This window comes from Cobetia sp. MMG027, assembly GCF_027947415.1.
Taxonomy (GTDB): domain Bacteria; phylum Pseudomonadota; class Gammaproteobacteria; order Pseudomonadales; family Halomonadaceae; genus Cobetia; species Cobetia marina.
The window spans coordinates 163,036-185,329 of the sequence record NZ_JAQJIO010000010.1 but is presented as its reverse complement, the minus strand read 5'-3'; the positions used below and the strand labels follow the sequence as shown (position 1 = coordinate 185,329).

General features: G+C 62.4%; 17 protein-coding genes. 10 read left to right on the top strand and 7 right to left on the bottom strand.

The features are described from left to right. Window positions 1–69: 69 nt before the first annotated feature. Window positions 70–3,159, bottom strand: a complete 3,090-nt coding sequence (glnE, locus tag PJK54_RS14810; protein WP_271303244.1) for a bifunctional [glutamate--ammonia ligase]-adenylyl-L-tyrosine phosphorylase/[glutamate--ammonia-ligase] adenylyltransferase — start codon at window positions 3,157–3,159, stop codon at window positions 70–72. Between the two features lie 80 nt (window positions 3,160–3,239). Further along, window positions 3,240–3,611 carry a diacylglycerol kinase gene (locus tag PJK54_RS14805; protein WP_077378057.1) on the bottom strand — a complete coding sequence of 124 codons (372 nt, stop codon included), beginning with the start codon at window positions 3,609–3,611 and terminating at the stop codon, window positions 3,240–3,242. Window positions 3,612–3,903: 292 nt separating this feature from the next. Between PJK54_RS14805 and nhaB the strand changes: the two genes are divergently transcribed. Together nhaB and PJK54_RS14795 are read left to right on the top strand one after the other, a co-directional pair. Continuing rightward, window positions 3,904–5,436, top strand: coding sequence for a sodium/proton antiporter NhaB (gene nhaB / locus PJK54_RS14800; protein WP_136939576.1), 1,533 nt, complete (start codon window positions 3,904–3,906; stop codon window positions 5,434–5,436). A gap of 163 nt (window positions 5,437–5,599) precedes the next feature. After that, complete coding sequence (locus PJK54_RS14795) at window positions 5,600–6,577, top strand: MDR family oxidoreductase (protein WP_077378051.1); 978 nt, start codon at window positions 5,600–5,602, stop codon at window positions 6,575–6,577. Window positions 6,578–6,893: 316 nt separating this feature from the next. Here PJK54_RS14795 and dacB read toward each other — a convergent pair whose 3' ends face one another. The 3 genes from dacB to PJK54_RS14780 all read right to left on the bottom strand — a co-directional run bounded on the left by dacB (window position 6,894) and on the right by PJK54_RS14780 (window position 9,314). Further along, on the bottom strand, window positions 6,894–8,459 hold the full coding sequence (gene dacB, locus PJK54_RS14790) for a D-alanyl-D-alanine carboxypeptidase/D-alanyl-D-alanine endopeptidase (protein WP_271303243.1): 1,566 nt from the start codon (window positions 8,457–8,459) through the stop codon (window positions 6,894–6,896). A gap of 68 nt (window positions 8,460–8,527) precedes the next feature. After that, window positions 8,528–8,857: a DMT family transporter gene (locus PJK54_RS14785; RefSeq protein WP_077378046.1), complete on the bottom strand. Its 330-nt coding sequence runs from the start codon at window positions 8,855–8,857 to the stop codon at window positions 8,528–8,530. Between the two features lie 4 nt (window positions 8,858–8,861). Then, a complete protein-coding gene (locus PJK54_RS14780; RefSeq protein ID WP_077378043.1) occupies window positions 8,862–9,314 on the bottom strand; it encodes a PACE efflux transporter in 453 nt (150 codons plus the stop codon). 142 nt (window positions 9,315–9,456) lie between these two features. Here PJK54_RS14780 and PJK54_RS14775 point away from each other — a divergent pair, with 142 nt between their 5' ends. Then, complete coding sequence (locus tag PJK54_RS14775) at window positions 9,457–10,383, top strand: LysR family transcriptional regulator (protein ID WP_077378039.1); 927 nt, start codon at window positions 9,457–9,459, stop codon at window positions 10,381–10,383. A 6-nt stretch (window positions 10,384–10,389) separates the two neighbouring features. Here PJK54_RS14775 and trmB read toward each other — a convergent pair whose 3' ends face one another. Further along, a complete protein-coding gene (trmB, locus tag PJK54_RS14770) occupies window positions 10,390–11,079 on the bottom strand; it encodes a tRNA (guanine(46)-N(7))-methyltransferase TrmB (protein ID WP_176494265.1) in 690 nt (229 codons plus the stop codon). Window positions 11,080–11,544: 465 nt separating this feature from the next. Here trmB and PJK54_RS14765 point away from each other — a divergent pair, with 465 nt between their 5' ends. From PJK54_RS14765 to PJK54_RS14750, 4 genes are all read left to right on the top strand, one after another. Then, a complete protein-coding gene (locus tag PJK54_RS14765; protein ID WP_271303260.1) occupies window positions 11,545–13,419 on the top strand; it encodes a beta-ketoacyl synthase in 1,875 nt (624 codons plus the stop codon). Between the two features lie 209 nt (window positions 13,420–13,628). Next, on the top strand, window positions 13,629–14,138 hold the full coding sequence (gene coaD, locus PJK54_RS14760) for a pantetheine-phosphate adenylyltransferase (protein ID WP_271303242.1): 510 nt from the start codon (window positions 13,629–13,631) through the stop codon (window positions 14,136–14,138). A gap of 10 nt (window positions 14,139–14,148) precedes the next feature. Then, window positions 14,149–14,406 carry a YfhL family 4Fe-4S dicluster ferredoxin gene (locus tag PJK54_RS14755; RefSeq protein WP_077378030.1) on the top strand — a complete coding sequence of 86 codons (258 nt, stop codon included), beginning with the start codon at window positions 14,149–14,151 and terminating at the stop codon, window positions 14,404–14,406. 461 nt (window positions 14,407–14,867) lie between these two features. Next, window positions 14,868–17,798 carry a sensor domain-containing diguanylate cyclase gene (locus tag PJK54_RS14750; RefSeq protein ID WP_271303241.1) on the top strand — a complete coding sequence of 977 codons (2,931 nt, stop codon included), beginning with the start codon at window positions 14,868–14,870 and terminating at the stop codon, window positions 17,796–17,798. Window positions 17,799–17,941: 143 nt separating this feature from the next. On the opposite strand, the gene PJK54_RS14745 is transcribed toward PJK54_RS14750, so the two are convergent. Next, window positions 17,942–18,274: a hypothetical protein gene (locus PJK54_RS14745; protein WP_205700539.1), complete on the bottom strand. Its 333-nt coding sequence runs from the start codon at window positions 18,272–18,274 to the stop codon at window positions 17,942–17,944. 270 nt (window positions 18,275–18,544) lie between these two features. Between PJK54_RS14745 and PJK54_RS14740 the strand changes: the two genes are divergently transcribed. The 3 genes from PJK54_RS14740 (at window position 18,545) to PJK54_RS14730 (ending at window position 22,122) form a co-directional block, all read left to right on the top strand. Continuing rightward, entirely contained in the window at window positions 18,545–19,138 is a 594-nt protein-coding gene (locus tag PJK54_RS14740; protein WP_271303240.1) for an outer membrane beta-barrel protein, read from the top strand. Between the two features lie 157 nt (window positions 19,139–19,295). After that, window positions 19,296–20,642, top strand: coding sequence for an MATE family efflux transporter (locus tag PJK54_RS14735; protein WP_271303239.1), 1,347 nt, complete (start codon window positions 19,296–19,298; stop codon window positions 20,640–20,642). A gap of 169 nt (window positions 20,643–20,811) precedes the next feature. Continuing rightward, on the top strand, window positions 20,812–22,122 hold the full coding sequence (locus tag PJK54_RS14730) for a short-chain fatty acid transporter (RefSeq protein ID WP_077378019.1): 1,311 nt from the start codon (window positions 20,812–20,814) through the stop codon (window positions 22,120–22,122). Window positions 22,123–22,294 lie beyond the last annotated feature (172 nt).

The window sequence follows — 22,294 nt, the reverse complement described above, 5'->3', positions numbered from 1 at the left end:
TTTAATCACGCCGCGCGAATCATCGGGACAGGGAATGCCTGAGCTGAACACGAAATGTCTGAGTCAAGATCACTCCCCCAGCAAGGATTGCCAGATGGCGATGACACGCTCGCGGTGCATGGCGATGAGCGGCACCTGTTCGAGATTGATGAGGCTGCCACGCTTTTCCAGCGCGAGGCGGTGGCTGGTATTGCGATAGGCCAGATAGGCCTCGCGCAGCTCACTGGCCTGTTCACCCGGCAGGCGCCCACAGGCCTCCAGCGTCTCGAGCAGTCGCATGTTGTCACTCCATCTCAGAAGCTCAGGCTCCTGATGGCTCATCGACAACACGCAGTACTGGGCCAGAAACTCGATATCGACGATGCCTCCCGCATCCTGCTTGAGGTGGAACTGGCCTGCATCCCGGTCCTTGGCGGAACTCCCCAGGTGATCCCGCATCTTGTGGCGCATGGCGACGACGTCCTTGCCCAGGGCATCGGCCTCTCGGGCCTGCCCCAGCACCTCCCGACGTGTCTGCTCAAACGCCAGCGCCAGCGCCGGATCCCCCGCCACGGCACGTGCCCGCACCAGCGCCTGATGCTCCCAGGTCCAGGCCTGGGAAAGCTGGTAATCACGGAAGGAAGCCAGGCTCGAGACCAGCAGTCCGGAGTTGCCGGAAGGCCGCAGGCGCATGTCGACTTCGTAGAGGGCACCGGCCGGAGTCACCGCGGTCAGCAGATGAATGATGCGCTGACCCAGCCGGGTGAAGAACAGCGGGTTGTCGAGGGGGCGCGGGCCATCCGTCTGGCCCTTGCTGGCGGCATCGTGCAGGAAGACCAGATCCAGATCCGAGCCATAGCCCAGCTCGATGCCCCCAAGCTTGCCGTAGCCGACGATCACGAAGCAGCCGCTCAGACTGTCCCCGGTGATCGGCTGGCCATCCCGCCCCAGCGGAAAGCCGTGCTTGCGGGTCAGGGTCTTCCAGGCCATCGCCAGTACCTGCTCGAGGATCACCTCGGCGATGAAGGTCAGATAATCGCTCACCTTCATCAGCGGGCGCGCCCCCGCGATGTCGGAGGCCGCGACGTGCAGCACCTGGGCGTGACGGAAGACGCGCAGCGCCTCGAGCAACGCCTCTTCATCCTCTTCGGGGATGCGTGACAGCGCGATGCGCAGCTCATCGGCCAGACGCACCTTGTCGGCGGGCGAGTAGAGATTGTGCGGGTGCAGCAGCTCGTCCAGCAGCACCGGATAGCGCGCCAGCTGCTCGGCAATCCAGGGGCTCGCCGCACACAGGCGCATCAACTGCGTCAGTGCATCAGGATTCTCGCGCAGCAGCGCCAGGTAGGCCGTGCGACGCAACACGGCCTCGATCAGCGGCAGCACACGCTCCAGTACGCGACTGGCATCATGCTCGCCGGGCTTTTCCGGGTCGCCCGCCGCCGAGCCCAGCGCCTGCAGCAATGAGGGCATCAAGGCATCCAGACGATCAAAACCGATGCGCTGCATCCCCTGCACTGCCCGTGAGCGACGCAGGCTGTTCAGACGCCGCAGACTCTCGTCGGGTGCCTCAAATCCGCTTTCGGCGAGCAGCTCCCGACCCTCTTCCACCGTCAGCTCATCGCGCCACAGGGCACGCCACTCATCGAGTGCCTGCTGCCCTTCGGGCGGTTCGGTTTCCTCGTCTTCCGGCGCGGCGATCACGTTGTCGAAGTGCAGCCGGATGCGAGCGCGCACCTCTTCGAGTCGCTCGGTGAGCGCCTCCCAGTCCGGCAGCTGCATCGCCAGGGCGAGACGCTCGCGCCCCAGCGGGTCCAGCGGCAATGTCTGGGTCTGGCGGTCGGCCTGCGCCTGCAGGGCATGCTCAAGATCACGCAGGAAGACGTAATCCGGCACCAGCTCATCCACGACCGCCTGTGGCAGCAAGCCAAGCTCGGGCAGTCGCGCGAAGGCTGTCTTGAGTGAGGTGACCTGCAGTTCCGACTCGCGCCCACCGCGGATCAACTGGAAGGCCTGGGCGACGAATTCCACTTCGCGAATGCCACCGGACCCCAGCTTGATGTTGTCAGAGAGCCCGCGGCGCTTGACCTCGCGATTGATCATCCCCTTCATCTCGCGCAGGGATTCGATGGCGCCGAAGTCCAGATACTTGCGGTAGACGAAGGGCCGCAGATGTGCGATCAGTCGCTCGCCCGCGGTGATGCTGCCGGCCACTGGACGCGCCTTGAGCATCGCGTAGCGCTCCCATTCACGCCCCTGATCCTGGTAGTAGCTGGCCAGCATCGAGAAGCTGCCCACCAGTGGGCCGCCGTCCCCCAGCGGCCGCAGGCGCATGTCGACGCGGAACACGAAGCCATCGGCGGTCATCGCATCCAGCGCCGCGATCAACTTCTGGCCCAGCCGCGTGAAATATTCCTGGTGATCCAGCGACTTGCGCCCGCCCGTCGTCTCGCCCTTGTCGGGGAAGGCGAAGATCAAGTCGATATCGGAGGACAGGTTGAGCTCTCCGGCCCCCAGCTTGCCCATGCCGAGCACCACCAACCGCTGCGGCTCTCCGAAACGATCCGCTGCCGGGCGGCCATAGCGCGGTTCAAGAAAGGCCTCCAGCCACCCCAGCGCACCTTCAAGCGAGACCTCGGCCAGTCGCGAGACCGCGCCCGCCGTGTCCCACATGCCCGTGCCATTGAGATCACGCCAGATGATGCCCAGCATGCGCAGCTGGCGAAAACGCCGCAGCACCTGCTGCATCGCCTTTTCATCCTCGGCGGCCGACAGCCCCTCCGCCAGCCGTGCGCTCAATTCCCGTGGCGGCAAGGCGCGTTCAAGCTCGCCGCTCTCGATCAGTTCGGCCAGAAGCTCAGGGCGACGGCACAGGGTATCGAGAGCGAAGTCCGACAGCGTGACCAGACGGGCGAGCTCGAGACGTTGCTGCGCCCCCAGCGCCAGAAACGTCGCCACGGGCGAGCTGGCATCGCCGCGCATCTCGCTGAGACTCCGGGCCTGCATCAGGCTCTCGTTCAGACGCTCCCGTACGGCGCCGGCAGCCTCCTCCAGTGTCTGGCGACTGTGCTCGGATTGCTGGCCGAGCAGCGCCTCCAGCGGCAGGAAGTCTGCCGGCAGCGGGAGATCCGCTGACGGGCGGGAAGAGTGGGGTGATGAGGCGGGGGCGTTGTCGGGCATGGTCGTCTCCTTCGATCCGGCTTTCAGCATAACGGAGGCAGAGGGGACATGACACGGCCATGCCCCACAGGCGATATGCCCTATCCGAACAGCTTGTCGTAGAGCAGCGTGCCCCAGGTCAGGCCCGCGAAGATCAGACCGAGCATCACCGCTGCCGAGCCCATGTCCTTGGCGCGCCCGGACAGTTCATGAAACTCCGGGCCGATGCGATCGATCGCGCACTCCACCGCGGAATTGAGCAGCTCGACCATCAACACGATCAGGATGGAGCCGACCAGCAGCAGCCACTCGATGTGCGATTCCCCAATCCACCAGGCGAACGGCAAGAGTAGCGCGCACAGGATCAATTCCTGCCGGAAGGCTTCTTCATTGCGCCAGGCCGCCTTGAGCCCCTTGAGAGAGTAACGCGCGGAGTGCTTGAGGTGGGTCAGGCCGGTATGCCGTGATTTCATCTTCGGGTCTCGTGCAGACGCAGCACGGTGGCTGCAGAGGCCGATCTTTCAATCGGACGATGACGTTTACCAGAAACACGTCTCGGGAAGAGCTGCCAGCACACCGGCTGGCGACCTCGCAGCGCTAGCTGCGCGGTTTTCACGACCAAAGGCTACCCGAGACCTCATCACCGAGCATGCTCTAATACCGCCAGGCGCTCGATGACGGCGGCGATGATAGCAAAGCCCGCGATGTTGCGGCATTGCCGATACGGTCATCCAACAACAACAAGTCAACGCCCAGGAACTGCCCATGCCTTCCTCATCTCACGACACACGCCAGACACTCGGTCACGGACTGGCGCGCAACTTCCTCGGCCAATCGCCGCGCTGGTACAAGCAGTTGATGTGCCTGTTCCTGATCACCAATCCGCTGCTGCTGTGGTTCAGCGGCCCTCAGGGTGGGGTGATCGTCGGCTGGCTGTTGCTGGGCGAGTTCATCTTCACGCTGGCCATGGCGCTCAAGTGCTACCCGCTGCAACCCGGCGGCCTGCTGGCGATCGAGGCCGTCGCCATCGGCATGGCCTCCCCGGATGCCATCATGCAGGAGATGGAGCGCAATCTGCCGGTGATCCTGCTGTTGATGTTCATGGTGGCAGGCATCTACTTCATGAAGCCGTTGCTGCTCTATACCTTCACCAAGATCATTCTCGGCGTCCGCTCCAAGACCTGGCTGTCGCTGATGTTCTGTCTGGCCAGCGCCCTGCTGTCCGCCTTCCTGGATGCCTTGACCGTGACCGCGGTGATCATCGGTATCGCGGTGGGCTTCTACTCCGTCTATCACAAGGTGGCGTCAGGCAAGAATTTCGATACCCAGCATGATCACGCCAACGACATCAGTGTCGAGGCGATCCACAGCGAAGATCTCGAGGACTTCCGCGGCTTCCTGCGCTCGCTGTTGATGCATGGTGCCGTCGGTACCGCGCTGGGGGGCGTCAGCACCATGATCGGCGAGCCGCAGAATCTGGTAATCGCCAAGGCCGCCGAGTGGGATTTCCTGTCCTTCTTCCTGCAGATGGCCCCCGTCACCCTTCCCACCTTCTTCGCCGGACTTGCGCTATGCGTGCTGCTGGAACGCGGCCGCTGGTTCGGCTATGGCCAACGCCTGCCTGCCAGCGTCCGCCGGATTCTCGAGGACTATGATCGCCATCAGGATGCGCGCCGCACCCCGCGCGAGCGCGCAGCGTTGATCGTGCAGGTGGTGGTGGCCATCCTGCTGGTACTGTCACTGGCGCTGCATCTGGCCGAGGTCGGGCTGATCGGGCTGGCGGTGATCATCCTGTTGACCGCCGGCAACGGCATCACCGATGAGCATCAGATCGGACGCGCCTTCCAGGAAGCGCTGCCCTTCACGTCACTGCTGGTGGTGTTCTTCACCATCGTCGCCGTCATCCACGAGCAGCATCTGTTCCAGCCCTTCATCCAATGGGTGCTCAGTCTGCCGATGGAGGACCAGGCGGGGGCGCTGTTCCTCGCCAACGGACTGCTGTCCGCCATCTCGGACAATGTCTTCGTGGCGACGGTATACATCACTCAGGTAAAGAACGAGTACCTGGCAGGCAACATCAGTCGTGAGCATTTCCATGCGCTGGCGGTGGCGGTCAACACCGGCACCAACCTGCCAAGCGTGGCGACCCCCAATGGTCAGGCGGCGTTCCTGTTCCTGCTGACCTCGGCCATCGCCCCGCTGGTCCGGCTGTCCTACGGACGCATGGTATGGATGGCGCTGCCCTATACCGTGCTGATGACCCTTGTCGGCCTGGCCACCGTACGCAGCTTCATCTGATCAGCGGCCCCGGTTGCGTCAGTCTCATCCCAATGTCGAGGTCTCAGGACTTCCCCGCGGCGTCGCTTGCAGGCACTGTGAGACCGAGCGTCTCACGCCAGACGCCCTGACACCTTCACGCAGGAAGAGCGCCAACACCAACGCCAATCACGAGGAGACTGCCATGTCCCGCGCACTGATGCTGCACGACGAGACCCCACGCGCCCGAGTCGTCGAACTCTCCGATGATCAGCTACCCGACCTGCCTGTCACGGTGGCCATCGAGCGTTCCGGCCTCAATTACAAGGATGCGCTGGCCATCACCGGCCGTGGCAAGATCGTGCGCGAGCTGCCCTTCGTGCCGGGCATCGATTTCGCGGGACGTGTCGAGGCCTCCGATTCGCCGGACTTCCAGCCAGGCGACGAGGTCATCCTGACCGGCTGGGGCGTGGGCGAGCGTCATTGGGGCGGACTGGCCGAGCGCATGCGCGTCAAGCCCGAGTGGCTGGTCAAGCGCCCCGCGAACCTGAGCGCCGAACAGGCCATGGCCTTCGGCACGGCGGGCCTGACTGCCATGCTGTGCGTGATGCGTCTCGAAGAGGCCGGCCTGACGCCCCAGCAAGGCCCGGTGATCGTCACCGGCGCCACTGGCGGGGTCGGCAGCTGGGCAGTGCAGATGCTGGCCGAGCAGGGCTTCGAGGTCCACGCGGTCAGCGGCAAGGCCGAGCAGCGTGAGTGGCTCGAGTCACTGGGTGCGAGCGAGGTCCATCTGCGCAGCGATTTCGAGGAGAAGGGCCGTCCGCTGGAGAAGAGCCGCTGGGCCGGTGCCGTGGATACCGCCGGTGGCCAGGTACTGGCCAATCTGCTGGCGCAGATGCATTACGATGGCAAGGTGGCGGCCGTGGGGCTCGCGGCGGGCGCCGACCTGCCCACCAGCGTGATGCCATTCATCCTGCGCGGCGTCTCATTGCTCGGCGTCGACAGCGTGATGATCAATGCCGAGCGTCGCCAGCAGGTGTGGCAACGACTGGCCGAGGTCTCCAGCGAGCTGCACGCGCGGATGCAGCTGGAGACGGTGGGACTGGATGACATCGCGGCACGTGCCGAGGCCATGATCGACGGCAACATCAGTGGCCGCGTACTGCTGGATCCCGCCCGCTGACATGCCAACGCGCACCACGAATCGCAGCCGATCACGGAAAAAATGCGCCATTGCCTCGAAAATTGCGCCAAGTCATTGATTGTTGCGGTGCAATACGCTGTTTGAGGTTAGCCAAGGCGGCCTCACGACGCTATGCTCTAGGCATCTCGTTACGCCCTGTCGAGCGTCCCGAGTGCCCTCCCCTCAGCCATGCCGGGCGTGTGGAGGATCACCCCGCCTTCGGGCGGGGTTTTTTGTGCCTGTCACACAGGCCATGAAGACGAAAGCCCCCGCCAGCTGGCGGGGGCTTTCGTATCATGCAGTCACGGCCGATGGATCAATTGCGCTCGATCATCGCGGTCAGGTCCTCCGCGACCGGATCCAGCACCTGCGGCCAGGAAAGATACGGCACGGCGGCACGCCCGTTGACCATCACGGCAAAGGCTCCCCAGCGGCCTGTCTGGGTGCGGAAGTAGCCCGAGATGGCGCGCACCGGCACAGGATTGTTGAGCGTTCCCGTCTTGACCATCACGTGATTGCGGAAGGTCTCGCTGCCGCGCCGAATGAAGCGCATCGGACCATTGGCCGGTGCCTGAAGCCCAGCAACGAAAGTGGGGAACAGGGCCGGACGGTGGTACATGCTGTCGAGCAACGCGATCAGACCATTGACGCTGGTACGGTTCTGCGAGGTCAGACCACTGCCTGAATACAGCGTCAGCGGGCCGTGACCCGGGATCGCGCTGGCGAAGGTCTCAAGCTTGGCGCCTCCCTGACGCAGCGTGGCCTGACTGCCACCGACCAGTGCCAATGTCAGCTGGTCGGCCATGAAGTTGTTGGAGTAGTTGAGCATCCGCGTCAACAGCTCCTGCATCGGCTTGCCCTCGACACTCCCCAGCTGTACCGCACTGGAAGGCGGCGCCGTGGTGGTGATGTCCACGCCGCCCGTGACCGCGATGCCGGCACGCGCCAGCATGTCGCGCATCAGCTCGCCGGTATACAGCGCCGGATTGGACACGGCACGGTAGATGCTGCGCGGCTGGCTGTCGGCGGCGATGGTGCCACTGACGACCAGCGTATCGCGCCCGTTGCTGGTGGTACGCCGCGCATTGAGGGCATTCTTTCCGCCGGCCGCGACGGTGGTGACCTGATTGTCGAAGATCTCGGTGGGCTGGGTCGTGTCACAGCTGGCAAGTCGCGCCGGCGCCTGACTGCCCGCCCCCGGCATCACCTTCACGCACCAGCTGGCATAGTTGCTGGCCGCGGACGACAGCAGCGCATCATAGGCGTTGCTCGAGCGACGCGAGGCATTGCAGCGATCGGTACTGATGCATGGCACCGGCCCGAAACGCCACTGACTGACCAGCAGGCGTCCCTCGATACGCCGGATGCCCCTGAAGCGCAGCTCTTCGGTCAGACGCCACAGTTCTTCACTGGTCAATGCCGGGTCACCACTGCCCTCGAGCACCAGATCGCCGGTCAACACGCCGTCATTGATCGAGCCCGTGCTGCGCAGACGTGTGGAGAAGCGATACTGCGGCCCGAAACGGTCCAGCGCCGCGCCGGCGATATAGAGCTTGGACAGCGAAGCCGGCGTCAGTTGCTGGTCGGGATTGACCGAGGCCAGCGTCTCGCCGGTGTCCAGCATGCGAGCCTGGGCACTGACGATGAAGCCCTTGTCAGCCAGGCGAGTGAGGTTGTCGAACCCGGCTGCCTGCGCCGGCCCGGTCGCTACCAGGGTAGCGCCGGCGGCGATGGCCAGTCCGCGCAGCGAGCGCGTGAAGCGCAGCGGCATTCCCGACATCGCGGGGTGTGCCGCTGCCTTGAACGGGCGAAGCAGCGAAGAGAGCAACGTGGACAGCAACGCAGGTCGCGCAGAGGTTTTTGCAGTGCGAAGTAGAGGCATGAGGCATCCAGTGACGTCGTCGGTGAGCATCCATGTCACAGCCGGATTGGCGCCGTGATGCCTCTAGCTTAATGAGGAGTGGCGCTGGAAAACAGATGCAGGACGGCAACTCCCCCCACGATCATCGCCAGACCCAGGATCGCCGGCAGGTCCGGCATCTCGCGATAGACCACCGCGCCGAACAGGGTGACCAGCACGATCCCCAGTCCAGACCACACCGCATAGGTGACGCCCAGCGGCAGGTCCCGCAGCACCAGCGTCAGAAGATAGAAGGCGATGCCGTACCCCACCACCACGATCAGGCTGGGGCCGAGTCGCGAAAAGGACTCGGAGGCCTTGAGCGCACTGGTCGCGATGACCTCTGCCAGTATTGCCAGCGCCAGAAAGACATAACTCATCGACTCACCTCATGGAATGTGGTGACGGGTGCTTCCGCTCACGGGCAGCCTTGCGTGCCAGCAGGCGGGTCATGACCGCGTCGAACAGTGGATTGAAGATCATGGCCCAGACAAGGAAGAAGGCCACGAAACCAAGGTCCAGCAACAGTGCCTGCCATAGCCCGATCTCCAGCCAGGCCGCGACGAGGAAGACCGTCACCAGCACCAGGCCCAGCTCGAAGCCGAGTGCCTGGGTGATGCGCTGAAGCATATTGCGCTGGCGAGTCGGTACCCAGCGGTCGAACATCCAGTTCCAGACCGTACTCCAGATCACGGCCAGCGTGGACATCACCACGGCCAGGCTCCCCATGCTCGCCAGATCATGCCCCGTCAACATGGCGGACAGCGGGGCCACGATCAGAATGCCGCCCAGCTCCAGCAACCCAGCCTGTGCCAATCGCTCTTTGTTGGAACGCATCACCGAGACTCCTGCTCAGACTTCGCACATGATGCCGTGCGGCTGTGCGAGGTGGATATGTCAGGCATTCTAGAGGTCATGGAGATGGATAAAAGTTAGTATCCATCTAGTATTCAGATGGATCGAGGCGAGAGGCAAGGCAATGAACTGGACACTGGAACAGCTGACGACGCTGCGTTGCGTGGCGGAAACGGGGTCTTTCTCCGCCGCGGCACGTCGTCTAGGCCGTGCGCAGTCCGCCGTCAGCACCGCCATCGCCAATCTGGAGATGGACCTGGGCTGCGAGCTGTTCGATCGCACCCCGCGTACCCCCATCCTGACACCTGCAGGCAAGGCACTGCTGCACGAAGCCAATAGCGTGCTGGTGCAATGCCAACGCCTGGAGGCCCGCGCACGCACCCTCAGCGAGGGCCTGGAAGCCAGCCTGACTTTGGCGATCGATGAAGCGCTGGTGGAGATGCCACCCGTGATGGAAGTACTGGAAAAGATGGCGGTACAGTATCCGACACTGACACTGAATCTGCTCAATGGGGCTCAGGATGAAGTGGCGCGCTGGGTGGAGCAGCACGAGGCCAACCTCGGCATCCTGTTCTGCCAGCCGCTCTGTGCCATGGCACTGGAGCGGGAGGCTCTGGGACGACTGGAGCAGGTGCTGATCGTCGCCCGCGACCATCCCCTGGCACAGCTCGAGAGCCCGACCCACAGCGATCTGGCGGATCACCGTCAATTGATGATCGGTCAGCGTCAGCAGCTGGGCCCCGGCCAGGAAGCTCCTCGTTCACAGCGTTTCTGGCAGCTCAACAGCTTCTATGCCATGGCGGAACTGACGACACGTGGCCTGGGCTGGGCACAGGTGCCACGTCACATCGCCCATTACCCGCCCTTCCAGAAGCGGCTGACGATACTGGACCTGAGTGCACTGGGCGCCACCGCCGATATCGATATCGAATTGATCTCGCGACGTGACAGCCCCCGCGGCCCTGCCGCCAGCTGGCTGCGCCAATCACTGCGCGACACCTTCCGTGACAGTCACGCCGCCATCGCCAACCAGAACCTGCCGCCGGCATGACACGCCTCACACCTGCAGGGGGTAACGCTCAGGCGTGTGCTCGAGCTGGCATTCAAGGCGCCACAGCGCCTGACCGGACTCATGATACTTGCGCTCGAAGTGGGTCAGATAATCGCCGTGCGGAACAAAGGCCTCTGCCGTCACCTCGACACCGGTGGCATGACCGATGGCCTGAGCGAATTCCAGTGCGTAGATCTGCCAGTTGGTGCGCAACTCGAGCCGACCGCCCAATGCCATGATGATCGGAAATACCGGATGGCCTTGCCAGCGCATCTTGAGGTGACGCGCCTTGGGATAGGGATTGGGATACAGCAGGGTGTGATGAGCCGGCGCCCAGCCTGCCGCCAGTGCGAGACGCCAGAAATCAACGAGATCAGCACGTACCAGCAACGCGTTGTCCGGAAGCTCGCCGTGCTTGCGAGTGAGGCGGTCCTCGCTGCGATCGACCCCGATCACCGCATGATCCGGATGGGCCAGTGCCAGCAGGCGGGTCGAGCGCCCGACGCCACAGCCGCTGTCCAGCCACAAGGGCTTGTCCTGTTCCGCCAGCCAGCGTTGCGCCTGTTCAAACGCCTCACGCGTGTGCTCCGCGACTGGCTTGCGAAGCGGATGTGCCATCGCACGGCGTACGCGCCGCTCGATGTCCTCGTGGGGGCCGGTCTGGGGAGAGTCGATCTGACGGGAGTTGGCGTACATCGGAATTCCGGTGGCAGGCGAGCAGAAAATGGACGAGGGAATTCTAGCAGATTCCTCTTTCGGGAATCCGCCGCGCCCCGCTCGGTCTGGCGGCAAGCGCCGGCAGGCAATGCACAAAAAAAGCGCATGCCTCTCGGCACGCGCCTACACCAACTCTAGCGACTCAAACAGCCCCTGAAGCATCTCATCCGTCACGCCCATAATCAAACAAACGATTGATCTTTTTTCGTGACCCAGGACCTCGGTGGAATGGCCTACCCTGCAACGCAGGATATCGCACAGTGTTCGCAGCGAGTCCTCGCTAGCGCCGCAGCCTGAGAGCAGGGTGCATGACGCCTGTATTGAGGGGGTGTTATCATCGCGGCATCATTTGGACGAATGCCCGCAGAGGCGTCGCCCAGACCAACGACTCACAGCATTTTTCACGAGGAAAGCGGCTTGTCACACTTACCGGTGATCGTCGGCATGGGCGGAGTCAACGCCGCCGGCAGGACTTCGGGTCATCAAGCCTTCCGGCGCACGGTGCTCGAGACTCTGTCGGAGACGGACCGCCAGGAGACCCTGCTGGGCCTTGCATCGCTCATGAATCTCGCCCGCTGCGACGAGCAGGGTCAGTGGTTCGATGCCGAAGGCCAGCCCGCCGAGGCACAGGCACTCGCGGCTCGTCTGGAAGAGCAGGTACTGGCACATTCCCTGATTCGTCGCATCGAAGACGAACGCTTCAATGACGCCGGGATTCCCGCCAACCGCCAGTCACGCCTGACGTTGACCGAGGACCTGAGCTTCACCCTGCGCAGCCGCCAGCTGCCGGAGCAGCCACCCGCCGCGTGGCAGATCCGCGAGCTGGACAATCGTCGCGTCGAAGTCACGGTGCCGGCAGGCGAATTCGATGTCCTGCTGCCGGACAACCGCAAGGCACTGGTCCGCGCCGCCGGTCAGCTGCCCAGCGGCTTCGCGCCGGAGCAGCTCTACCGCAGCGTGCATCACCCTCGCGGCCTGTCGATGACGATCTTCGGCGCCAGCGATTGCCTCGGCGACAGCGGACTTGACTGGGACTCGCTGCGCGACAGCCTCGACCCCGACGACATTGCCGTCTATGCCGGCAACTCGATCGGCCAGATGGACACTGAAGGCTGGGGCGGACTGATGAAGTCCTTCGTGGCCGGCGAGCGCGCCACCTCCAAGCAGATGCCGCTGGGCTATGCCCAGATGCCGGCCGACTTCCTGAATGCCTATGTGCTTGGCAATGTCGGGGGAGCCGGTGCCGCGATGGGTGCCTGCGCCAGTTTCCTCTACAACCTGAAGCTGGGCCTGAATGACATCCGCAGCGGACGCCGTCGCGTGGTGATGGTAGGCACGGCGGATGCGCCCATCACGCCGGAAGTCATTGAAGGGTTCCGCAGCATGGGGGCGCTGGCCGATGACGAGAGCCTCAAGGCCCTCGATGCGCTGGAAGTCCTCACTGACAGCGATTACCAGAAAGCCTGCCGTCCCTTTGCGCGCAACTGCGGTTTCACCATCGCCGAAGCGACCCAGTTCGTGATTCTGATGGCGGATGAGCTGGCGCTGGAGACCGGCGCTCGCATCCTGGGCAGTGTCCCGGATGTCTTCGTCAATGCGGATGGCTGGAAGCGGTCCATCTCGGCACCGGGCGTCGGCAATTACATCACGCTGAGCAAGGCGGTGGCGCTGGCGCGAGACATCGTCGGTGATGAAGGCGTACGCCAGCGCAGTTTCGTGCATGCGCACGCCACCTCCACACCGAAGAACCGCACGACCGAATCTCATGTGCTCAACGAAGTGGCGCGGGCCAACGGTATCGAAGCATGGCCTGTCGTGGCGGTGAAGACCTTCGTCGGCCACAGCCAGGGCAGCGCGGCGGGTGATCAGACGGTCTCGGCACTCGGCAGCATGACCACCGGCATTCTGCCGGGCATTCCGACGCTGGATGCCATCGCCGATGACGTCCATCACAGCCATCTCGACATCCGACGCGAAGCTCGCGAATTCTCGGCCGATGTCGCCTTCATCAATGCCAAGGGATTCGGTGGCAACAACGCCAGCGGCGTGGTGCTGTCGGCCGATGTCACGCTGAAGCTGCTGACAGCGCGACATGGTGACGACGCCCTGGCGGCCTGGCGTGAGCGCAGCGGCCTCTGTGAACAGCGTCGGGCGGACTATCTGGACAAGGCGCAGCGCGGTGAATTCACGCCGACCTACCGCTTCGGCGAGGGTGTGCTGGAAGGGCCGGAGCTTGAGATCACTGATCGCGAGATCCGCATTCCAGGATACGCGAAAGCCGTCTCTCTCAAGGTCGACAACCCCTTCGGGTCACTCTAGCGACACCTCGTGAGCGACTGCCGTGAAGAGCGCTCCCCCAGCCTGCTGGCCACAGCAAGGCTGGGGGTTCTACACTCGGACTGGCCACCAGCTTTCGCTCGTTGCCCGCAGGTGTCTTGCACCAAGACCAGAGCGCAGGCATCTCACCCTTCGTCGTCCATTGCAGCAAGGCCGTCCGCGATGGCCCGCTGACAGAGCACGAGTTCGTCATGCCCAAGAACATTGCCGTCTACCCTGGCACCTTTGATCCGATCACCAATGGCCATACCGACCTGATCGAGCGTGGTGCTCGCCTGTTCGACAAGGTCATCGTCGCGGTCGCCTACAGCCCGAGCAAGCAACCCACCCTTCCACTGGAACTGCGCATCGAGCTTGCCCGACAGATTCTCTCGCATCTCGACAATGTCGAGGTCATCGGTTTCAGTTGTCTGCTGACGGAGCTGCTGGAACAGCAGAATGCGCGTATCATTCTGCGCGGCCTGCGCGCGGTATCCGACTTCGAGTACGAGCTGCAGCTGGCCAACATGAACCGGGCACAGGCGCCGCACGTCGACAGCCTGTTCCTGACCCCGGAACTGCAGAACTCCTATATTTCATCGACCATCGTGCGCGAAATCTCGCGACACGGGGGTGATGTGTCGCGTCTGGTGCACCCGATAGTGGCCGAGGCTCTTGCCAGCCACTTCAATCCGCCCGGCGCCGACACCGCCACAAGCTGAGGACACCACCATGGCCCTGATCATCACTGATGAGTGCATCAACTGCGACGTCTGCGAGCCGGAATGTCCCAATGGCGCCATCTCGCCGGGTGAAGAGATCTATGTCATCGACCCGGACCTGTGCACCGAGTGCGTCGGCCACTTCGATGAGCCGCAATGCCAGCAGGTCTGCCCGGTTGACTGCATCCCGCTCGACCCGGCCAACAAGGAAAGCCAGGAAGAGTTGATGGAGAAGTATCAGATCATCACGGCAGCGCTGGGCAACTGACCTGCACCTGCCCGCCACCACGAGCGCCTGCCCCTGTCAGGCGCTCGTGGTGGCCTGGCACTCCTGCAACGCCGGTAGAAGCCATGTCCTGACTCCCTCCTTGGCAGCGTTCCTCTCCCTCCTGTCCTGTCGCCTCTCCTTTCTCCTCCCGCTTGCTCGTCTCTCTTCTATTGTTTTCTCTCTTCTCTATTCTCTCTTTTCAACCTCTTCCATCCTGCGTGCTTCGCGATGCGCGATGACCGCACGAGTCTCAGTGCCAACGGTCAGCCGCTGACACCGTGCAGGACGGCTCGGCTTGCGCGACTCACCGGGAGGCAGGCGCCTCGCACTTTCATCAGCGATAAAGAATATGATGGTTGATAGCGAGACTATCGGTTAATTTCTGTTAGTACACAGTAACAGAAGTATTCTATCCTGTAGGGATACAGTCACCGATCGCCCTTCACGCGCACGGAATGCACATGTCATCACGCCAACTGCCGTCAGCCCTGAAAATGCCAGCCTTCAAAGCCCATACTCCACTTCCCGCCTCGGGATTGGTCGGTCTGGCCGGAATGCTGGTTTTGATGGTGCTGCTGATCCTGCTGCCACGCCCCGATATCTTCACGTCAGTCGCGCAATACCTCATCCCGCATTCACTGCTTGAGATCGGTGCGGTACTGGTCGCCTCGATGGCGGCCATCTCCATCTTCCAGGGCCATCGCAGCACGGTCCCCGTCAGCTTCGTGGTGATGGGCTGTGCCTTTCTGCTCTCGGCCTTCTTCGACCTGATTCATATCTTCAGCTATGACGGCATGCCGAACTTCGTCAGTGATGCATCGGTACAGAAAGCCATCCACTTCTGGCTGGCGGGGCGGACGGCCTTCGTCGTGGCGCTGCTGGCACCCTGCCTGATCACCTCACGCCCGATGACGCACCGCCGGCTGCCACTGGCGTTCGTCTTGACGCTTGTCATTGGCCTGCTGGTCAGCTGGGTAGGGCTCTATCATCTTGACTACCTCCCCGCGACCTTCATCCCCGGAAGCGGCCTGACGGCGTGGAAGATCGGTTACGAATGGGTACTGGCGATCGGATCCCTGATCGCCGCGATCCTGCTGCTCAGCTCCCGACGTCTGCCCGAGGGCACCAACATCAGCTGGCTGGCCGTCGCCGCGCTTGCCACTGGCCTCTCGGAGCTCTGCTTCACCCTGTATGCCACTGCCCACGACGTCTTCAATCTCCTGGGGCACCTGTACAAGGTGGCCGCCTACGGCATGCTCTACCACGCCATCTATTCCTCACGCCTGGTCTACCCCTACCAGCGACTCAAGGACATGAGCAGTGCGCTGGCAGAAGCGGAACAGCGCTGGCAGTTCGCGCTGGAAGGTTCAGGCGCCGGTGTCTGGGACTGGAAGCAGGACAGCGATCAGGTCTTCTACTCTCCGCAGTGGAAAGCGACGCTGGGCTATGAAGAAGAGGACATCGGCAGCAGCTTCGACGAATGGAAATCGCGCATACACCCTGACGACATGCAGCGGACGCTGGAAGATCTCAAGCAACACTTCGAGGGGCACAGCGTCGAGTACCGCAACGAGCATCGCATGCTGACCCGCAGCGGCGAATGGAAGTGGATTCTGGATCAGGGAAGAGTCGTCGAACGCTCACCGGACGGTCGGCCATTGCGCATGATCGGCACCCACAGCGATATCGACTGGATCAAGGAACAGCAGCAACGCCTGATCACCAGTCGGGCACGGCTGCGCTCCATCTACCATTCGGCCCCCGTGGGCATCATCGTGGCAGATCGCAGCGGCACCATCGTCGATGCCAACTCCGCCATGCACAACCTGTTGGGCAGAGGTGAAGCCGAGCTCTTCCAGCAGTCCCTCTGGGGGCTGTTCTCCCTCGAGGAAGTCAGTCGCCTGAAGCGTGCCTGGGGGCAGCTCCAGCGCGAGGGCGGCAACTTCCAGGACGAATACCACATGCAGACCGCGCGCGGGCATTTGTTCTGGGCGGAAGTCACCCTTACTCCGCTTGAAGGCGAGGATCGCACCCTGGTGCTGGTCAACAACATCGAGGACCGTCGCCGCGCCATCGAATTGCTGGAGGAGAACGCGACGCTCTACCAAGAAGTCTTCAGTACCGGCAACGCCATCAAGCTGCTGATCGACCCGGAACTGGCTGAAATCATCGATGCCAACCCGGTCGCCGCCGATTTCTACGGCTACAGCATCGGTGAGATGTGTGGCATGCCCCTGGGACGCATCAACGTGCTGGCAAGCCAGACGCTCTCGAAGCGCATCCGTTCGGTGGTCAACCGTACTGACAACCACTTTGAAGCCAGCCATCAGCTGGCCAACGGCGAACTGCGTGACGTCGAGATCTTCACAGGCCCGGTTGACCTCAATGGCCGCACACTGCTGTTTTCGATCGTGCACGACATCACGGATCGCAAACGCGCGCAACGAGACCTCCAGATCGCCAATCTCAAGCTGTCGCGCCTCTCGGAGAGCCGCACCCAGATCCATCATCTTTCGGAACGCCTGCTGACCTGCTCACGACTGGACGAGATCGTCACCCAGCTCAATGTGCGCCTGCCCAGCCTGTTCGCCGGCTGCGAGGGCACGCTGCAACTGGCAGATCCGGCGGATCACCAGCAGAAGACACATATCCAGTGGGGGACGGCTCCCACGGAAGTCTGCGTACTCAATCACTCACTGAGCGTCGGGGATACGGTGATCGGCAACTTCACGCTGCAGATCCCCTCTGACAGCGAGAGTCAGGAGCACCTCCGCCCGCTGGCAGAGGACGTCTGTCAATTGATCATGCTGGCGCTGGCTGACCTGCAATTGAAACAGGGGCTGGCCCATGAGGCACGTCGGGACACCCTCACTCGACTCTACAATCGCCGGCATCTGGATGAAGTGCTGCCACAGAAACTGGCAGAAGCCAGCATCGGCAACCCCCTTTCACTGGTAGTACTGGATCTGGACAACTTCAAGCAGGTCAACGATACCTACGGTCATGAGATGGGGGACCAGGTTCTGTCTCGCCTCGCCAGCATCATCCGCGAGTCGCTGCGCAGCTCGGATGAAGCCTGCCGTTATGGTGGGGAAGAGTTCGTCATTCTGATGCCGGGGGCCAGCGCTGCCGTGACACGCGCACGCGTCGAAGCCATCCTTGAAGCCTTCCGGGAAGAAAGTTTCGAGCATGACACCCTGGGACAGCTGACAGGGCTGAGCTTCTCCGCCGGCGTCGCCAATGCCCCCCACGACAGTCAGTCGACCGACACGTTGTTCAGCATGGCCGACAACGCGCTCTATCAGGCCAAGCGCTCGGGCCGTCAACGCGTTCTGTGCTTCAACAATCTGCCCCCCACCGAAGACCATCGAGTCACGTCCTCTCCCAGATGAGGCCTCGTGATATTGCAGCGCTCGAGTTCAGCCTCTTTCCGCTGACCTCAAAGACGACACCGCCGGCCATGATGGCCGGCGGTGTCGTGTGCGGGGTCATTGCTTCATGGCACGACTCTCCTTGCACCATGCCAAGGCAGATCTCACATTTCCTCGGCCCGCCGACTCATCTCACATCCCAGACAGCGTCGGAACGTAGCTTCGGCTGGCGTCTTGACCAACGTCTCTGCAGTGGCGTCCAGATTGCCCCCGAGAGCCGCAAAAGGCGCTGACACCAAGAAGACTGCCGTACCCGCGACTGTCGTCAACAACAACAGAGGACGCCCGATCAAGGCATCTGCCACCATGGCACCGGCTCCGGGGCCTGACTGCTCCGGCTCGCCAGGCAGGTCCAGCGCCTGAGCGGGCATGGCCATGGCAAGGGTCATCACCCCACCCGCCACGAGTCCCAACCACCCTTCTTGTCTTGTTTTCATTCCCCTAACTCCCTGTAGGCTGCATGGATGCACTCGCGTCCCCACCAGGATGGTGGCCTGTAGGCGCACGACTCCACTCAAGTGTATCAGGTGAAGACATTCCGACTGGAGAGTGTGCATTCCGGGTGGTCAACGTTGATGGTGCGTCGCATCAAGGATACCGTTGCGAGGATGCTTATAATACAATATGACGATATAGTAGACCTGCGGTGATATTATATAACTCGTACGGAACCATCATAATCAATAACACGTGCAAGGATAACGATCATGTTTGCAAGGATGCTATTCACCGGCGCTCTGCTTTTCTCGGCAGCACAGGCTCATGCCGCAGGCGATAGCGCGCCATCTGACAAGTTCTATCTGGGTGGGGGCGCCGGTCAGGCTGTTTATCATGCCGATACTCTCGACGATATCGACTCCTACGAAGGCGCGAATGCCGATGAAAGGGATGCCGCTTATACGCTGTTCGGCGGTTATCGATTCAACCCGAATTTCAGCATGGAAGTCGCCTACGTCAACCTGGGGGAGGCAACGGGCAAGGTCAGCGGCGTTGGTCAGGTCGCGTCTTTCGAGGTCGATGGCGTATCGGCTTCATTGCTGGGTCGCTTGCCAATCGACGGAGGCTTGAGCGTAATCGGGCGCATCGGCGCCATCAAATGGGACTCCGAGGCCAAGCTTCTCAACGACAAGGAAAAGGACAACGGTACTGACCCCATTTTCGGTGGCGGCCTTGAGTACAGCAATCAATCCCTTTTCGCCCGTGCTGAATACACGCGTTATATGCTCGATGTGGACAGTGGCAGCTCCGACGAAGATGTCGACATTGACCTTTGGAGCTTGAGTGCTGGCATGTATTTCTAAACGGCGCTTCCTTTTCTTTAAATAGTCATTCAAGAATCATCGCCTGTTGTTGATGCCCTGCAGAGTTTTTGCAGGGCATCATCATATCCAGAGCTCCGCAAAGCCATTGACGACTTCTTTCGCAAGGGTAGGCTTGTACCACCTGAATGGAGCGCCAATGACCGATTCTTCACGACAAGCCGCCCCCTCTTCTCCATCGGCCGCTCGCACCGACCGCCATCTCTGGCAGCTCGCCTGGCCGATCATCCTTTCCAATATCTCGGTGCCGTTGCTCGGACTGGTGGATACCGCCGTGGTCGGGCATCTGGAAGATGCGATCTATCTGGGTGCCGTCACGCTGGGCGCGGTGCTGTTCAGCTTCCTTTACTGGGGCTTCGGCTTCCTGCGCATGGGCACGACCGGCATGACGGCCCAGGCACATGGCCGTGGTGATCACGACCGGCTGCGAACGCTGCTCGGACAGGGCATTCTGCTGGCACTGGCCATCGGCATGCTGCTGATGCTGCTCGGCTCACCGCTCATTTCGCTGGGCCTGGGCTTGATGGAGGCCAGCGAGACCACTCGCGCACTGGCCCATGACTACGCCAGCATTCGCCTGTGGTCGGCACCCGCCGTACTGATCAATTACGTGATACTGGGCTGGTTTCTGGGCCTGGGGAATTCACAGGTGACGCTGGGTATCCTGGTGCTGACCAATGTGCTCAATATCGTGCTGGATCTCGCCTTCGTCCCAGGCCTGGGGATGACCAGTGATGGCGTGGCCCTGGCCAGTGTGATCGCGGATTACTGCGGGTTGGCGGCCGGCCTGTGGCTGGTGTCACGTCAACTCTCCCGCATGCCGGGTCACAGTGATCGCGCCGCCCTGTTATCACTGTCCGCCTGGAGCGTACTGATCCGCGTCAATCAGCACCTCTTCGTGCGCACCCTGTGTCTATTGGGCGCCACGGCCTATTTCACGTCCCAGGGAGCCAGCTTCGGGGACGAGACTCTGGCGGCCAATGCCGTGCTGCTGCAATTCGTGATGATCACGTCCTACGGGCTCGATGGTTTCGCGCAGGCTGCTGAATCCGAGGTCGGCCGCGCCGTGGGACGGGGAGACTGGCAGCGCTTCACTCGCAGCGTCAGGGCGGCTACGCGCTTCTCGTTGGTCACTGCCGCCGCCGCAAGCCTGCTGCTATGGCTCCTTGGCCCGCAGATGATCGCCCTGCTGACGGACCTGCCCGAGGTACGACAACTGGCAATCACCTATCTGCCCTGGATGGTCGCCATGCCGTTGGTGGCCGTATGGAGCTACCTGCTGGACGGGATCTTCATCGGTGCCACGGCGACACGTGAAATGCGCAATACGCTGGTGGTCTCCCTGCTGGCATTCATCGGACTGTGGCCCCTGCTCGAGAGCTTCGGAAATCATGGCCTGTGGCTGGCGTTCCTGCTGTTTACCAGCGTTCGTTCTGTCGTGCTCGGCGGCTACTATCTGCATCATCGCCGTCACCACTGGCGCTGAACCCTATCGAGCAGAGCACGCCCTGGGTTGATCCAGCGATGAAGTGCTCGCCAGGCGCATCGGAGCCCTACCCCTCGACCATCGCGCGATACTCTACTGCTATCGGATAGACTAATGTGAGCATGCCAACCCAACTCCCATACCGATAAAAAGCCACAGGGAGCATCACATGCTGCAATCGCTATCCCGGCCAGCCGTCAAGCTGGTCGAGCGCTATCTACCTGACCCCTATATCTTCGTATTGCTGTTGACCGTCGTCGCGGCCGCAGCCGCCATGCTGATCGAGCAACGCTCCCCCGCCGAGGTAATGCGCTACTGGGGCGATGGCTTCTGGAATCTGCTGACCTTCTCCATGCAGATGCTGCTGGTATTGATCTCGGGGTTCATGCTCGCCAATACGCCGCCGGTGAAGAAGGGCCTGGCCAGCATCGCCTCGCTGGCCAGAACGCCTGGCAGTGCCATCATGCTGGTCACCTTCGTCTCGCTGATCGCCAGCTGGATCAACTGGGGCTTCGGACTGGTGATCGGTGCACTGTTCGCCAAGCAGCTGGCCAAGATGATCAAGGTGGATTACCGGCTGCTGATCGCCAGCGCCTACTCAGGTTTCGTGATCTGGCATGCGGGCATCTCGGGCTCGATTCCGCTGACCATCGCCACCGCGGGCCACTTCACCGAGGAGAGCATCGGCATCGTGCCCACCTCGGACACCATCTTTGCCTTCTTCAATATCGCCATCGTCGCGGCGCTGCTGATCATCATGCCGCTGGTCAATCGCGCCATGATGCCCTTCGAGAAGGAAAGCGTGTACGTGGATCCGGCCCTGCTGGAGGAAAAGCCCACCGAGATCAGCGACCAGCCTCGTCCCGCCGAGCGTCTCGAGAACTCACCGATCCTCGCCTGGGTCGTGGGGCTGTTCGGCCTCGCCTGGCTGGTGGATCACTTCGTGATTCGTGGCGGTGGCCTGAATCTCAACGTGATCAACTTCAGCTTCCTGTTCCTGGCCATCGTGCTGCATGGCACGCCGCGCAAGCTGCTGGACAGTCTGAACGAGGCCATCAAGGGCGGCGCCGGTATCGTCATCCAGTTCCCCTTCTATGCCGGCATCATGGCGATCATGGTGCAGTCCGGACTGGCGACTACCCTCTCCGAGGGATTCGTGTCGATCGCCAGCGCCGAGAGCCTGCCGTTCTGGTCCTTCATCAGTGCCGGTATCGTCAATCTGTTCGTACCTTCCGGTGGTGGGCAGTGGGCGGTTCAGGCACCGGTCATGATTCCTGCCGCCCAGGCACTGGGTGCCGACCTGCCACGCGTCGCGATGGCCGTCGCCTGGGGCGATGCCTGGACCAACATGCTGCAGCCTTTCTGGGCACTGCCTGTCCTGGCCATCGCGGGCCTGAAGGCCAAGGACATCATGGGGTTCTGTCTGGTGCAGCTGCTGGTGACCGGTATCATCATCTCACTGGGGCTGACCCTTCTATGAGAAGGTCGCCGTGACGAAATATCTCTGACGAGACGTTCGAATGCCACGACTCCCGGCCCCTCGCAACGTCATGCCACCTGGCCCCCGGGGAGTGATTCTTCGGGGGCCAGGTCGTTCAGAGAGTGCTGATATGCCGCTCACAGGGTGCCAAGTGACGCCGAATCCCTCAGAC